Raw genomic sequence first — 14,382 nt, forward strand, 5'->3', positions numbered from 1 at the left:
ATCCAGGTGTGGGCTCGGTGACGATCGCGCGCCCAGGGGTCAGTTCACACCTGCGATCCGAATCGTGTGTGAGCGATGACCAAACGGTGGCTCATGATCGCCGACAACCGCGCCCTGTCGCCCGAGACGTCCTTGCCAGCCACCACATGGAGAGACAAGAGGTCCTTCATCGCGCCTCTTGCCGCTGGAGTCGGTGACGCCGTTGTCCTGTGGCGAGTAGGGCCAAGGGGTATCGGAAGCGGGATTGTTGCGATCGGCCGCATTACGACGTCTGATCCTGCGGTCGAACCGTTCGACGAGCTGGCACGTTCAGCTTTTGTGCGCTCCGATGAGCGGGCGAGAAACGAATCAGAGCACGAACCGACAAGGTCGGTCATCACGATCGACTTCGATACCCTGCTGCTCACCAAACCGCTCGTGGACGACAAACTGCGCGAAGCCTCGCTCTCCGGACTCGTCCAGCAGGCGCGATCCGCGGCCCGTCGACACCGCCACCAAATCGAGGCTCTGGAAGTCGCCGATGACGAATGGCAGACTATTGAGCAACTAGCTGAGGAAACGACCCCACCCTCTGCGTGGCCACTGACGCTGAATATCGGTCCAGGCACCGTTGTTCATCGCTCCGAGCTACAGAGTGTGTACGGAGGAACGTCGGGGGCAGTCGCTGTCTGTGCCCGAACGCCGAACGTGTTCCTTTTCGTAGACCGAGCAACGTGTACGCCAGACCTTGCGCCACGATGGGCTGACGGAATCCTCTTGGTTCCTGGTAAATCGGCCACCACAGGATTCTGGCACGACACCGCGGCAGAAAATATAGTACTCGTTAACCATATCCACAGAGGGATCCCCCTTCATGTGTTCGAGGCCCAGGGCAACGAATGCCTGTATATTGGCGAATTTGCCGTGGACCAGTCTAATCCGGTCGAATGCGTGGCAGCCGCAGGTGCACAAAGAGTGAGAAGTTCATCGTATAACGGGCGAACTCGCCGTAGGCAGGGGCGGACGATGCTAGAAAGCCGATCTGTGCCTGTCTTTCGGCTGCGCCAGCTTCACGGCATACGATGTTTCTCGGGCGAATCGCAACCGTTCGACACAGCGCCCCGTGTATATCTGACGCTCACGGCGACCAGGTATGTCGACGCTGCACGTTGCAGCCCAAAAAAAGCGCCTCCGATCGGTTATGCCGCGACCGGTTTCACTAATGATGAGGAGTCATTTCTTGCACTGTACAGAGCCGACCCCCAGCGATTCCGACAGTTGATCGCCGCCGACGAGTCGGCGCGCGACCTGGTGGCGATAGCCCACCGGAAGCGGCAACTCGATCGATTCCGACGTTTGCTGAAAGACGAAGGCTACTTCAGCAAGGAACTCGCAGAATCCGGCGGCCGAGGGGAAGAACATGTCTGGCAACGCTTCTTCGAAGACAATCCTTGGATCTTCGGTGTGGCGCTGGCCGGACAATTGCTGACCCGCTGGAACAGTGAGAAACTGGAGCAAGTGGTCACCGGTGCATCAATCACCAGAGCAGGCAAAAGAACCGACGCGCTCCTACGAACGTCCGGCCTGGTCAAGTCGTTGGTGTTCGCTGAGATAAAGACCCCCAAGACACCCCTCCTCGGTCGCGAACCCCGTTCCGGATGTTGGTCATCGTCCACCCATTTGTCCGAAGGCATTGCCCAAGTGCAAGGCACCGTCCACCTCGCGGTGGACGATATCGGCGAGCGACTGCACAGCACAGCCACCGATGGCACGGAGATCGCGGGCGACTACACCTACCTGCTGAATCCCCGCTCCTACTTGATCATCGGACAACTCGATCAGTTCCTTGGCCCAGACGGAGGACACCACAGAGGCAAAATCCGGTCATTCGAGCTGCTGCGCAGCAAGCTCAAGGACCCCGAAGTAGTCACCTTCGACGAGCTACTAGCTCGAGCCGAGTGGTCAGTTCAGCCATGACCCGCCCTTCTCGCCGCACGCTGGCGACTGCCAATAGCGGTTGCGTCCCACAGCGCGGTGCACAGCGCGGAACTGCTGTTACCACTGCGTCGGGCGCTGTGGGCCCGGTCGGGCATCTGCCCGGCGCCTGCCCGTCTTCTACCATGTTTGTTATTTCGGCAAGGTGAATCGCCTGGGTGAGTCCGGGGTACATGCGCCATCACCTCGGCCCCACTATCGCGCTCGGGGGTGCTACAGGACAGGGGACAGTTTCGGTCACGTGACCTGACTGGGCCAATGGTTCGGCAGCAGCGGACTCGCCGCGGTATTTCCTGGCCGAGGTCTATAAACCCGTCGGGTTTCCTGATCCGAACGTTCAGGCTTCCCTTGTTGACGGAGGTGTCGGGCCAGGCGGTCGGCCGTACTGGATTCGTCCACTGCCGTGAGGGGTCACGAGAAACCGCTGCCTCGGACCGAAGCAGAGGGGTCACATCACCACACCCGCTGCCGCACCCGACCGCGGAGTAGGTACCGGACGACCGGAGGCGGTGAAGGACCCGCGCACAGCGGGAGCGGGTCTCACCACCTCCGGTGCCGACTGACGTCCGTCGGACATCCGGTGCCGGCTGCGGGATGTTATGGCTGTTCTTCGGGTGGGTCATCGGCGGTCAGAGCATCCACCAGCGCTATAGCGCTCGCGCGCAGTGTGTCAGTCTCGGCCTGCTCTGCCAACGCGAATAGATAGTCGAAAAAAGCTTGGAGACCGAGTTCGTCCTTGGCGTTCTCGGTTCGCGTGGCTCGTGAGATCGCTTCTCCCCCCAGTGTGAGCAGCGCGTCCAAGACCGTGGGCAGTGCGGTCTCCGGCGAGTCCTTCACCGCGTCGGCCACCGTCCGATCGAGGAAGGCGCGGACCACCGACATCTCGACGGTGGACGTGGCGAACCGCTGTCTCGACCACAGGTCCTCGTCACTGCGCTCGTTGTTTCCCACAGCGTAGGGCGCAAGGTAGCCGCGTTTGCGCGCCTCCTTCAGCCAGCGACTCGCCGTGACGGGTGAGACTCCCCAGTGCTCTGCTACCGCTTTACGGGCGGCGCGACCGTCGGCTTCTGCTTCGATATACCACCAGGCGACCTGCATGTAATGCTGTGCGTGCCACGACCGCCCGGACTTTGGCATACGGGTTCGGGCATCGCCGAGCAACTGCGAGACGCGATTCCCGCCTTCGGTTTTCAAGGCGCGTTTGACACGGTCGAGGATCAGGCGCAGCTGTACGCGACGCAGTTCGGTCTGGGTGATCGCCACAGGTGCGGACGGATCACGCTGGCTCACCAGCAGTTCTGTGATCATCGATGATCCGTTCACGAGGCGACCTTCAGCCGTGTATTTCCAAGGCCCCGGCACATCGTCGTAGGTGACCACGACACGTTCGGTCCCGTCGGCGTCGGTGATGACAGCGCCGCCCGTGCCAGGGCCGTCGAAAGGCGGAACGCTGAGCAGGGCCCTCGCCTTGGCGTCTTCCGAAATGATAACCCCCTGACATAGTGATGTATCTCTGAGCGTAGACGACGACCTATTGCGGGCACGAGGCTGGAAACCAGCGGACGGCCATCAGCGGCCGTCCCGATCTGGTGGACAACAGAGAGCGAAAGGCGTCGTCGCATGACATCCAGCACCGTGAACCAGTCCGGTTCGCAGCCCGATCCCGAGCGGTTGCCGTTGCGCTGGTTCGTGATCCTCGCAACCGCAGGCGCGAGCGGAACGGCCATCGGGGTGATCACCGAGGCGGGCGTGGGAGTCGGCGTCGCGCTGGCGGTTGTCGGCCTACTGCACAAAATCCTCGACCACTAGCGACCTGCCCGCCCGCTCCCGGCCCGTGCCCGACGTAGTCTGTCGAACGACTCTAACAAGGCGAGTTTGTGCTGGCCCGCCAAAGGCCGTTTACCCGAGCACATATCGGTCCGGCCCATCTCTAGGGCCGGATCGGGTGTGCGGGACTTCCGGTATGGGCGGTTCAGGTCAGAGGGTTTCTCCTCGGAACTGCTGGGCATGACCGCATGGATGCGGAGGCATGCGCGGACGTGCGCGTCGGTCCGTCGCCGTTACTCACTGGCGTGTTCCCGCGTCCCCTTGATCACCGCGTCCACGCAGCGCTGCAGCACCATCATATCGAGCGTGAAAACCTCATCGAGATCGACTTCCGCTGGGTTATCGATCGTCGTGGATACCATGATGCCAGCCCAAAACCGCTTGATGGCCTTCAAGATCTCCACTGCCTCGACAAACAGATCGGTATCGAGCCGCTCGGCCGGATCGACGATGTACTTGATGAGTTCATGGGTGACCGCGTGCCGATGGACGTAGATATCGTCCAGCCGAGCCGCCTGCGCCATGGTGATGGCTTCGGACTCGACCAGCCAGAGCAGCGAGGCCCGAAACTTGTTCTTCGGTGCCAGATCCAGCACTTTGCGCCGGTAGGCGTCCTCGTTGACGATGCTGCGGCCGGATTCATCGAAGCCCACACTGTAGAATTCTCGAACCTCGTCAAGCACGACCAGTTTCAGCCGCTCATGGATCATCTGCAGCAGGCTGGCGAACATCAAGGCGAAACGGATGCTCTCTGGCCGCAGCTTGGCTTCGAGTGCCCGCTTATATCCCTCCGGATCATCGGCAAATCCCACCGAACCAGTGTGGCGAAGCTGGTGGTGATCGGCATCAGAATTTCGGTGGCGCTTCACCGCGACCGGCACTCCTTGATCAGCTACACGTTCGCAACCAGCACGTCTTCACCGCACCCTTCCGGCTCCGGCCTAGATGCCTTGCAGCCGTCGCCAGTACGATCCTGGGCCTATGAGCTCCGAGCGGTCTGTGCCTGACAACGGCAGCGATGCAGCGATCGATTCCATGGTCGACGATCGCCTAGCGGTTGCTGTGTTCGCGAACCGGATCGCGCAGCGCATCGTGAGAACAGGAACCGGACCCAGTATCGTGTTCGGCCTCGCCGGGCATGGGGCAGCGGGAAGACCTCGATGCTGAGGATGATCGAGGAAGCGCTCAAGAACATCTCAGCCGATGTCGAGACGGACGCTCATGGCTGGACAGTTGCGCACTTCACCCCATGGGCAGCATCGGATGTCGATTCCCTCATCATCGAGTTCTACACCGCAATCGCGTCCGCCCTTCCAAAAGAAGCGACTAAGAGATCAGTTCAGAATGAACTTTGAGGGCGTCTTGCACTGCGCCGCAGCGTATTCGACAATCTCAGCGTGGGTGATGAGGTGGTGACCGACGAGCTTTGGTCAAGGCTGGAATCGTTGATTCCGTTGCAGGAAAGACGCTTCCGCTACCCCGGTCGCCATCGATCCGATGACCGAGCCGCGTTGGAAGGCATTCTGTACGTGGCCCGCACAGGTATCGGGTGGAACCAACTGCCGACCGGGTTGTTCGGTGTCTCGGGGGCGACCTGCTGGCGCCGGTTGAGCGAATGATCGCAGGCCGGAGTGTGGCAGCAACTGCATGAAAACGTGTTGAACGAACTCCGCGCAGCCGGACGGCTCGAACTGTCACGGGTGCTGGTCGATGCCTCACACCTGCGGGCCCTCAAAGGGGGGACGATGTCGGCCCGAGCCCGGTCGACCGCGGCCGGGCCGGTTCCAAGCATCACCTGATCACCGACGCCGCCGGGACGCCCTTGGCGGTCACGCTGACAGGCGGCAATCGCAACGACGTCACCCAGTTCGTCCCACTCGTCGATGCCCTGCCCGTGATCAGGGGTCGACGTGGTCGTCCCTGGCGCCGACCTCGTCATCTGTATGCCGACCGCGGCTACGACCACGACAAATACCGCCGCCTACTCCGAGCCCGCGGCATCACCCCCGTCATCGCCCGCCGCAGCACCGGCCACGGCTCCGGATTGGGGAAGCTCCGGTGGCCGGTCGAGCGAGGCTTCGCATGGTTGCACGCCTTCAAACGCTTACGGACCCGCTACGAACGGCGCGCCGATATCCACCAAGCACTGGTGCTGCCGGGCGGCGTGGTTGGTTCGCATGCTGCGTGATCGGCCGGTTCCGCAGGATGCTTCGGCGGCTCGGCGTTGGGCCTGGGCGTCGTCGCGGGCGGTGACCATGGTGTAGGTCCGGGCGACCCACTGCCGGTCGCGGTCGTCGGCCTCGCGGCCGATGCTGCCCGCCTGGCGTGCGGCTTCGTGGATCTCGGCGTGGATGGCCTCCTTCACGGTCGGTGCAACACCCTGGCGGCTGAGCACTTTGTCGAGTTCATTCACGGTCTTGCGGTAGTAGTCGCGGTGGTCGCGGCGGGTCTGCTCGCGGTTGTCCAGGCCAAATCCGCTGGCGACGTTGTAGAGGGCGAGTGCCACGTTCTGGGCGGCGGCCCCGCGGTCGTACTCCTGATCGGTTTTCCTCTCCACCGGACTGCTGGCCTGCGCGAGTTCCCAGATCCGGTTCTCGGTGCGGGAGGCGAGCCTGACCCCGCAGTGGATCTGCCAGTCCGAGTCGACGGCGCTTCGGGAGCGTTCGTCGGCCCACATCAGCTCGGGGACGTCTTTACGGTGCAGGACTCGTCCTGTGTCGATATCGGCGAGGACAGCGGCCAGGTGGACGCGTTCGATCGGTGCCAGCCCGTTGGGTTCGGTGCCGGTCGCGATCGCCTGCAGCTTGGCGCGGGTCGCGGCCAGACGCGGCAGGTCGGCGGCGATCTCGTCGTGAACACCGATCCGCGCCATACTCTCTTCTCTGTTCGGTGAGCCGAGCAGTTCCCGCGCTGTCCACTCCTGGCGGCCGGTGATGCTGGCGTAGGTCTTGAGTTCGTCGAGGATCTCGTCGCGGTTGGCGTAGCCGGGCCAGACCCGCAGGTCGGGGTTGTGGCCAGCGACGATCACGCGCCCGATCTCCCGGACGGTGTGCTGATCTTCCGGCGTCATCACCGAGATCTCCCCGGTCATCCGGGCCGGGTCGATCCGGCGGGCGGCGAACTCGGCGAGCAGGCTCGGGATCCGGCCGCGGGCCTCCTCACCCGGGTCGACGAGGGCGGAGTGGCGAGCAGGTCCATCTTCTTCTGTGTGCTCGCCCAGATAGTCCACTAGGAACCGGATCTGAGCGCGGTCGCCTAGCCGAAAGTTGCTTAGCGTGACTTTTCTCGTGGATGTTCCCGGGCTGCCATTCTGACGGGGAGCGGCGACAACGCGCTCCTCCCTCGGGACACTTCCTGACAGCCACAGGATTTGGGCCGACTCCAGGCGTCAGGACCCATCGCCCAAAGCGCTTGCGAGCAGCACGGCGAAACCGAAGTAGAGGTGACTCAGACCCACTATCGAGATCAGAGCACCGTACTTGTAATACGCCTCGTGGAAGGGGTCCGCCAGCAGGTCGTCCAGCTGAGCCCTTCCATCGCCAAAGTGCAGTGAGTCTCCGTAGTTGAAAGTCCGAATCAACTCGTCAGGTTTTATATTGCCGTAGCTCACGGGGTCGTCGAGCGTGGCATTGCTCGCCTTGAGTGCGGTAAGCGTCTGGAGGGTGTGGTTCATCAGCTTGCCGCGCGCCGCACGCCACAGCGGCACCACCTCCCGGATAGCCGACTGCTGCGCCTCGGACAGACCACCGATCGCCTTGAACAGTGCACTTTGAGCGATAGGGAAGGAAGCCGCCTCGCCGTCGTTGTGCAACTGCCGGAAGGCGGCGGATGCACCCAGGAAACTCTCGTCGGCCGGGAAACCGAGCACGCGAACGTACCATTCGTCCGTCCCAGAGTGCCGCCCCACTGACATTTTCGTATCGTCGTTGATGATGCTGAACCCTGCGAGTCGGCGACTCATCGTGATGTACCGCTCGACGCTTGTCCGATCGTCTCCTTGTAGTGGGATGCGCGGGAATGCGTACGGGTCAGGCAGGCCGAAAACGTAATCCAGCTTTTCCCAGTGGTGAAGGAAGCCCTTGGCCCCTTCCCGACCGTACTGCTGCAACGGGGGGTCGAAGCTCAACAAACGGGGATGGATTGTGTCCTCGACAGGGGTCATCTTGAACCCGACCGTACTGCGGGTGAGGTTCACGTTCCGTTCGGTTATCTTCAGCGCGAACTGGATCGAGGGCGCGTTTTCAGGCGCATCGTCCGGCGCAGGCCACTCGACCGTCAGGTATTCGGACTCGGACAGCTTTCGAGGGGTCAGGGGCCCCTCAGGACTCTCCGGGTCGACCGGGCCCCTCCATTTGGACGTGCGGTTGATGGAGCTGCCAGGGGCCGGGCGCTCGCGCCGCGGGCCGGCCAATGGTCTTTGAACCGGAGCTGGATTACTTGCACGGTGGCGCTGGGACTGAGCCTGCTGTTTGGCTCGCTGCTTCGCCCGCTTCTTGTCGCCCCTTTTACCCATGAACCACCCTCTCCGATCGCACACAGTCAAGGCGCTTGCAAGCTGCCGCTTTCGAGCTGCGGCCGCGCGACCTTTCGGAGAGTTACTTCGTCGCAGCGTACGCCTCGTTACCAAGGAATTGAGACACAAACGCATCCCCTTTGCCCGGGCCGCGCAAAGGGGATGCGTTCCATCGAGCTATCTATGGTGCGCCGGGGACTCCCCGTAGCCGGTTTACGCGAGGGCGATACGGGTGTTTCCTGGGCGTACTTCGAAGATTCCGTCTCCGATGGGTACGGAGTCTCGGTCGATTTCGTCCTTCCAGTCTTCCGGCCATTTCGTCCGGGCGGACCATCGCAGTCCGTCGAGATGGTCTTTCTCCAAGCCTGCGGCACGCAGGTCTTCTCCGACGAAATCGTTCAGGCCGTGGATGGTGGTAGCAAGCTCTTCCGCCAATTCAGTCATGTTCAGCAGCACTGCGTGATGAGTGATGGTGAACGTGCGAAAGAGAGCCTGACGGGGTGCGTCGTGCTTCATATCCCTTGCGCGGGCAGCGATGGTCGTTGCCCGCGCTGCCCGGCGATCCCACTGGAGTTCCAATGTGGAATGGTCCTCTTTCGGTACCTGGCCTGCGATGGAGTAGAGGTAGTCGATTCCAGCGTAGAGACCATCACCGGCAGAGGCCGCAACCATCTCGAAAACATCGCAGTTGTCCTTGAACCAGTCAGGCCACGAGGCGTATCCAGCCGGGACCGGGCAGTATGTCGGGACCGCGCCCTCTTCTGCTACGTCAGCCGCCAAGATGCGTGCTGCCATGAGGGCGCGCTGAAGCCCGTTACGGAGCATCCCGTTGCGGAGTTCCCACCGGTCCCGGAGAGACAAGCGTTTAAGGATCTCCCTCTCTACGCCCGGATGAACGAGTAAGGCCTCGTCTGCTCTTCCAGAACGGACGAAGGTAGCCGAAGTGCCCAAGTCCGTCACCAGGAAGGACTCTGTAGCAACGGGTCGGGCCTCGGGGACAATTTGCAGCAGCCCGGCATCGAGGTCGAGTGTGCGACTGAGATCCTCCACGAGATCGTCGTGGTGGGCGAGGGTAAGTACCTCCCGCAACCCAGCTTCAAGGTCGAGTGCCACAGCAAGATCAGTCTCTAACTGCTCCTGCTGACCGCGCAGCCGGCGGTCAGTGGGGTGGATGAGATGGCTCATTATTCCTCACTCAACTTCAGGCTCATCGCGATGCTCCGGCGAGCTTTTCGGAGGTTGGAGCGGACGGCTTCCGGAGTGATTTGCAGGATCGCGGCAATCTCAGTGGGCGTGTACTCAGCGAGCGTCCAGGACATCACCTGCCGCTGACGCGAGGGCAGCTCCTTGAGGATCCGCAGAAGGTCGTACCGTCGTTCCCAGGCAGATATCTGAAGGTCATCCGGTACAAGTGCGGTGCGTTCGCCGAACTCCAAGACCGGGGTCTCCAAGCTTGCGAATCGGCGCACGAGCGCCCGGCCGGCCACTGTCCGCACCCAAGCTTGAGGACTTCTGATGTCGTCCCAGTTTTGCCACGCCTCAAGCATGGCGAACTGCGTCACCTCCGTGGCATCGGCGAGCGTGGCGCCTTGAGTTAGCAGGAACGCGACGATCTTCGGAGTGAAATGCCGGTAGAACTCGCTGAAGGTGGCGATCTCCGTCGCGCGATATCCCCGTAGCCCATGGGAGAGAGCGGGGCTGGCATCTCCGGCTGGCTGTTCGTCGCTCATGGGTGTGCTTCCGTGGCTGGGCCGATCATCAGATGGGTACGCCTACCAGCGTCGTGCAGATCATCGATACGACTCCCCGCCGGAAGGATGCGTGCCAGGGATTCAATGTAGCTGCGGTGTCCTTTTTGGTGTTTCGCTTGCCACCGTAGGCGTAACCAGAGCCCGCCCAGCGTGAGCAACTGGATACCGAGGGTCGTAACCACTGCGGCGTCGATCAAGGTCATGCGCCCTTCCCGTCTGGATCCCGAACTGTCACTACTGAGTGGCGCCGGAGAAGCAGAGCGTGAACTCATTTCGGCAAATTGTTGAGATCGCCGTGGCGAGAGACCCACAGGTGTCGTAAAACAAGATGCGTTCTTGAACACTCGACCTCATCATCATCGCTGGTCACCGATGACTACCCGTCGATTACGTCCAAGAAACTCCCATTGGTGAACACTTCGCCGGCACCCGCGTCGCGATCGCCGTCTTGATGCGGCCGGCGATGCCGGGACCGACGGCGACGCGGGGGCACAGGAGCGTACCGCCATGCGCGTACCTGTCGAGATCTCTCGCCCTCGGTAGTAGCCCTCACCGTATTCCGATGGACGTGAGCCATTCGGTGACGGTGTCGAGATCATGCGGCCGTAGACCTACTCGCGGGTCGACGCGATGAAGGAGGGCTCGACCGGGATGCTGCTCGGTAACCCATTCCCGATCGCCGTCGCCGATCTCGTCGTCGATCCAGATGAACGGTCGGCCCGCAGCCCGCTCGACCAGGGCACGTGTCTTCCAGTGCAGCCCGAACCATTCGTCGATGTGATCGTCGTGCGCGTCCGGCCAATCCAGCACGGCCAACGTCGGCAGGCCCAGCACCGGACTGAGGGACCGGTTGGCCTCATCAGTCCAAGTCTCGTTGCCCATATCAGCTCACAGGGCAGCGCCATAAGCAGCGGCCCCAGTGCGGGATCGATTCGTGCCGCGAGCGGGTTTTCCTCGGCGTGCCGTTCAGGGGCGAACGACGGGTCCGAAGCGCTTACGGGTACCCGACCGAACGGGATCAGTGGTCTGAGCCGCCGGGTCGACGACATCCTGGTGGATAGTGGGCGGCCGCGGGATGCGCTCCGGCACGAAGAAGCCCCCTGGTTCTGGGAGCTGAACGCCTGATATACCCGAACGAAACGAGAACCGGCCAGTGCGTACCTGGCCGGTTCTCGCGTTTCAGCGTCGCACACCCTGTGTGCCGTACTTGAGAGGCAGGGGACCTATTCGGCTGGGCGGGGGAGTTGCCCGAAGGGGCGAATCCAGTAGTTGCCGTCCTCGTCAGCGAACCTGATGTCGGCTTGAACCTGTCCCTCCCCTGTGGTGAGGAAGACCACCTGGGCAGGCTGGTTCCCGGCCAAAACCGCCGGGAAAGCGGCGGTCATCATCATCGCCTGGTACTGGTTCATTTGAGGCGAAATCGTCGAGGCCATCTGCGGTGGTAGCCCGCCGGCGTAGCCCTGCAGCGCCTCCAACGATCCTGGGGGCAGCATGCCTGCCATCGGCGACAGGCTCGCCCGCTGAGTGATCGCCCCGACGACGCCGGGCATAGCCTGCGTCAGTATCTTCTGGAAGATCTCCGCGATCGATATGCGATCTTTCGCGGGGACGCACTCGTCATCAGTGCGGTTACCGTGTGCGTCAACCACGTAGGCGTCCACGGCGAGATCGGTGATCGGGCCGGTGGTGCCGTTATGGACTTTGATGATCCACAGGTTCTCGTCGAGCGGAAACGCCTCCACTGAAGTGGTGACGGCACGGACTCGGCTGGCGTTACTGCCGGAGGAGTCATCCCGGTAGTTGATGGTGAGGTTTCCACCGATATTCGAACCGCTGGTGTGCGCGGTGAAGAAACTCTGCGCGGCGGCAGGTATGCCGGTTACCGCCGCGCCTGATGAGGGTGGGGCGGCTCCTGAACCGCCCGTACCCCGCTGATCTTCATGGATCCGCCCGTGGCGACGTCGGTGGCCTGCACTCCGATACCGCCCTGCACGGCCACGTCAGTGACTTCGATATCCCCGGCCGCGTCGACCCGCTCCAGTCGCACACCCACGATTTCGGCGGCTTGCGGGGCCTGTTCGGCGACCAGGCGCAGCAGCTCCTGCGCGGCCGCCACCAGCTCCTCGTCCTCGCCGGCACCGACCGTGGTGAGCTTCTTGGCCAGCAGCTGGCGACGCAGCGGCTCCTCCGGTTCGGAAGCCACACCTACTACTTCGGCTTCGATGACCTCGTAGCGGTCGGAGATCATCCTCCGCACACCGTTATACGAGTCGACGACCGCTTGCTTGACCAGATCCCCTACCCCTGCCGCCGCGCCAGTCGCTACTGCCGCGACGATCAACGTCACCGGATCCATCTATCGACCTCCTCTAGAAAGAACGCAAACGACAGCTTGATCAGCGGTCGCGCGCCTAATGTAGCTCTCCGAACGCAGATGAAACGAATACGTTTACATTTGCCCGATGATGTCCATGACCGGGCGTTCTTCGCCGCTTCCTCAGCTCCTGAACCAGGCTGGGGCCGGAGCATGCCGGGGGGGTGGGCCAGATCCCGGAAAGCGGCGGCGTGCTCGCTCATCCCTCGATTGCGGTTCTATCGGCCATCTGTGACGTCACCCAGCGGCGGATGTTGGCGTCGGTCGGAATTCGGTGGGACATATGCCGGCAGCCTGCCGGGTACGCCAGGTGTCTTCCCGCTGCTGTTCTGGTCGAGCCTCTCGGTCACTCCACCTTTCGGGCCAGACCACCGTTCGTGTCGACTTCCCATCGCACACCCGACTCGTCCGTATACCGCGCAGCTGCGTAGTCGGCTGGGACCGCTTTCCAATCCTTCGGATACACGGTGAGAACGGAGTCCGGCTTTAGCACGAGAGTTGACATGTAGTCAATGAAGCCAGATTCTTTGCGCTCGTTCACAGTATCCCAGAGCCCGTACTGATCATCGAACTCCATGTCAGTGACCTCGTTGCCCTCATAGACGACCCGAACTATCTCGATATCGAACAGGCGAACGTTCCGTCGATTTCGCACCGAGAAGCCGGCCCGCGATTGACCGGGCATGACTTGAACCGCGGGCGCTAGCTCCGCAGATTCGATCTTCACAAGACCAGCTTCGCGAGCCAGATCGGCTGCGCGCTCGTCATGTTCCTCGGCTCGTACCTGCTCGGCCCGGCGGCGATCAGATGTCGCGATCCATAGTGCGACGACTGCTGCTATCACGCTCCCTGCCCCACCCACCCACTGGCCGATACCCGCGAACCAGTCTGCATTTTGAGTGCGGTCCATCGTGAGTCTCGTGCCTACTCCAATCACCGCCGACACGACGACGATCACACCCCCGGTCCAGAACCACACTCTGTTCCTGCGCGACCAGGCAGCCGCCCGGCCCAGTACAGATTCCTCGTTCATCGTCCTTCTCCGCTCGACCGTATCCGATCGAACTGTATGCACGCAGGTGACAGCGCTGAACTAGATTTGTCGATTTAACTCTGTAGTAGCTGCGACACGTGGTAGCGCCAGACCCTGACTTCCCGCTCCACGCTGGTCAGGACCTGGGAGAGAGGTGTTATCACCGATGAGTGGCACACGGCCCCCGGCCTCCGGTTGCGATCGCGCAGCGTTGACCGTTCGGTTTCCTCACACCGCACTGCATCTCCGGCGCGTGGATGTGACACAGGTTGCGACCGGGAAGCGCAGCGATGCCGCATGGCCGGCCGGACTTGGTGGCGCCGGTGCAGCGCATGCTGGTGTGGTCGCGTGCGTCGATGGCGCTTTCGAGTTGCCGGTTGTGCTGGGCGGCGACGCTGTGGTTGTGCTGCGCTTGCGCCTGCCGGCCGCGTTCGGCGTCCTCCAAATCCGCCTCGGTCATTCCGGCATACGGTTCCTCGCCAGCGGTCCAGCACTTGTCGGCATAGGCAGCGATCCCGTCCCGACTCTGCGCGTGTAGCCACTCGATCTTGCCGAGCCCGCGGTACGCCAGATCGTAGGGCCCTTGATCGGGTTCGCGTTCGATGTAGTGCGCGATGTACTCCACTGCGGCGCGGGCGAGCTGCGCGCGCTCCGGAACAGTCGGCTTACGACAGGCCATGGCGACGTACCGTAATACCGAGCGCCGGGAAACCCATGCTTGGGGCACTGGACGAGGAAGGGAGCGAGACCTACCAGCCCACATCCCTTCGTGCGCCGCGACTCAGTCCGCCGGCACGACGTGCCGCAACGCGCTGTCCCGCCCGCCCGAAGCCTGGGGCCCCGGCACCGACTGGGATATCGACGACGTGATTGGCAACCTGGCCCACGAAGCACGAGCCCAGGCCCGATC

Annotated in this window: 13 protein-coding genes and 2 pseudogenes; 4 read left to right on the top strand and 11 right to left on the bottom strand. The window is 62.6% G+C overall.

Translation table 11 applies throughout. The features are described 5' to 3' along the window. The first annotated feature begins 93 nt into the window (after window positions 1-93). Window positions 94-1,956, top strand: a complete 1,863-nt coding sequence (locus NF4_RS38795) for a Shedu immune nuclease family protein (RefSeq protein ID WP_198165482.1) — start codon at window positions 94-96, stop codon at window positions 1,954-1,956. A 615-nt stretch (window positions 1,957-2,571) separates the two neighbouring features. On the opposite strand, the gene NF4_RS25535 is transcribed toward NF4_RS38795, so the two are convergent. Beyond that, a complete protein-coding gene (locus NF4_RS25535; RefSeq protein ID WP_063129921.1) occupies window positions 2,572-3,354 on the bottom strand; it encodes a hypothetical protein in 783 nt (260 codons plus the stop codon). Between the two features lie 240 nt (window positions 3,355-3,594). Between NF4_RS25535 and NF4_RS25540 the strand changes: the two genes are divergently transcribed. Further along, the gene (locus NF4_RS25540) at window positions 3,595-3,783 is read left to right on the top strand and encodes a hypothetical protein (protein ID WP_063129922.1); all 189 of its coding nucleotides are present in this window, start codon (window positions 3,595-3,597) and stop codon (window positions 3,781-3,783) included. A gap of 251 nt (window positions 3,784-4,034) precedes the next feature. On the opposite strand, the gene NF4_RS25545 is transcribed toward NF4_RS25540, so the two are convergent. Next, window positions 4,035-4,670, bottom strand: coding sequence for a hypothetical protein (locus tag NF4_RS25545; RefSeq protein ID WP_157120590.1), 636 nt, complete (start codon window positions 4,668-4,670; stop codon window positions 4,035-4,037). A 279-nt stretch (window positions 4,671-4,949) separates the two neighbouring features. Between NF4_RS25545 and NF4_RS25550 the strand changes: the two are divergent. Beyond that, window positions 4,950-5,156 (top strand): annotated as a pseudogene (locus NF4_RS25550) (P-loop NTPase fold protein); the annotation flags it as partial. Between the two features lie 42 nt (window positions 5,157-5,198). Continuing rightward, a pseudogene (locus NF4_RS36865) lies at window positions 5,199-5,989 on the top strand (IS5 family transposase). On the opposite strand, the gene NF4_RS25560 reads toward NF4_RS36865, so the two are convergent. The 9 genes from NF4_RS25560 to NF4_RS25600 all read right to left on the bottom strand — a co-directional run bounded on the left by NF4_RS25560 (window position 5,906) and on the right by NF4_RS25600 (window position 14,097). After that, window positions 5,906-7,030 (bottom strand): hypothetical protein, encoded by a 1,125-nt coding sequence (locus NF4_RS25560; RefSeq protein WP_063129925.1) that lies wholly within the window; start codon window positions 7,028-7,030, stop codon window positions 5,906-5,908. The pseudogene NF4_RS36865 and the gene NF4_RS25560 overlap by 84 nt on opposite strands. A gap of 159 nt (window positions 7,031-7,189) precedes the next feature. Then, a complete protein-coding gene (locus tag NF4_RS25565; protein WP_157120591.1) occupies window positions 7,190-8,314 on the bottom strand; it encodes a TAF4-like domain-containing protein in 1,125 nt (374 codons plus the stop codon). Window positions 8,315-8,527: 213 nt separating this feature from the next. Beyond that, complete coding sequence (locus NF4_RS25570; protein ID WP_063129927.1) at window positions 8,528-9,499, bottom strand: hypothetical protein; 972 nt, start codon at window positions 9,497-9,499, stop codon at window positions 8,528-8,530. After that, window positions 9,499-10,044 (bottom strand): RNA polymerase sigma factor, encoded by a 546-nt coding sequence (locus NF4_RS25575; RefSeq protein WP_063129928.1) that lies wholly within the window; start codon window positions 10,042-10,044, stop codon window positions 9,499-9,501. Before NF4_RS25575 ends, NF4_RS25570 begins: the two co-directional genes overlap by 1 nt. Window positions 10,045-10,614: 570 nt before the next feature. Further along, window positions 10,615-10,947 (bottom strand): hypothetical protein, encoded by a 333-nt coding sequence (locus NF4_RS25580; RefSeq protein WP_198165484.1) that lies wholly within the window; start codon window positions 10,945-10,947, stop codon window positions 10,615-10,617. Between the two features lie 341 nt (window positions 10,948-11,288). Next, the gene (locus NF4_RS25585) at window positions 11,289-11,807 is read right to left on the bottom strand and encodes a hypothetical protein (protein ID WP_063129929.1); all 519 of its coding nucleotides are present in this window, start codon (window positions 11,805-11,807) and stop codon (window positions 11,289-11,291) included. A 137-nt stretch (window positions 11,808-11,944) separates the two neighbouring features. Next, complete coding sequence (locus tag NF4_RS25590; protein ID WP_063129930.1) at window positions 11,945-12,421, bottom strand: Het-E N-terminal domain-containing protein; 477 nt, start codon at window positions 12,419-12,421, stop codon at window positions 11,945-11,947. 364 nt (window positions 12,422-12,785) lie between these two features. Beyond that, window positions 12,786-13,472 carry a hypothetical protein gene (locus NF4_RS25595; protein ID WP_063129931.1) on the bottom strand — a complete coding sequence of 229 codons (687 nt, stop codon included), beginning with the start codon at window positions 13,470-13,472 and terminating at the stop codon, window positions 12,786-12,788. 160 nt (window positions 13,473-13,632) lie between these two features. Continuing rightward, on the bottom strand, window positions 13,633-14,097 hold the full coding sequence (locus tag NF4_RS25600; protein WP_063129932.1) for a hypothetical protein: 465 nt from the start codon (window positions 14,095-14,097) through the stop codon (window positions 13,633-13,635). Window positions 14,098-14,382: the final 285 nt, after the last annotated feature.

This window comes from Nocardia fusca NBRC 14340 (assembly GCF_001618425.1).
GTDB lineage: Bacteria > Actinomycetota > Actinomycetes > Mycobacteriales > Mycobacteriaceae > Nocardia > Nocardia fusca.

Coding starts and splice junctions, on each gene's coding strand:
- NF4_RS38795 (WP_198165482.1), top strand. CDS start 94: ATGATCGCCGACAACCGCGCCCTGTCGCCCGAGACGTCCTTGCCAGCC.
- NF4_RS25540 (WP_063129922.1), top strand. CDS start 3,595: ATGACATCCAGCACCGTGAACCAGTCCGGTTCGCAGCCCGATCCCGAG.
- NF4_RS25565 (WP_157120591.1), bottom strand. CDS start 8,314: ATGGGTAAAAGGGGCGACAAGAAGCGGGCGAAGCAGCGAGCCAAACAG.
- NF4_RS25570 (WP_063129927.1), bottom strand. CDS start 9,499: ATGAGCCATCTCATCCACCCCACTGACCGCCGGCTGCGCGGTCAGCAG.
- NF4_RS25575 (WP_063129928.1), bottom strand. CDS start 10,044: ATGAGCGACGAACAGCCAGCCGGAGATGCCAGCCCCGCTCTCTCCCAT.
- NF4_RS25580 (WP_198165484.1), bottom strand. CDS start 10,947: ATGGGCAACGAGACTTGGACTGATGAGGCCAACCGGTCCCTCAGTCCG.
- NF4_RS25590 (WP_063129930.1), bottom strand. CDS start 12,421: ATGGATCCGGTGACGTTGATCGTCGCGGCAGTAGCGACTGGCGCGGCG.
- NF4_RS25595 (WP_063129931.1), bottom strand. CDS start 13,472: ATGAACGAGGAATCTGTACTGGGCCGGGCGGCTGCCTGGTCGCGCAGG.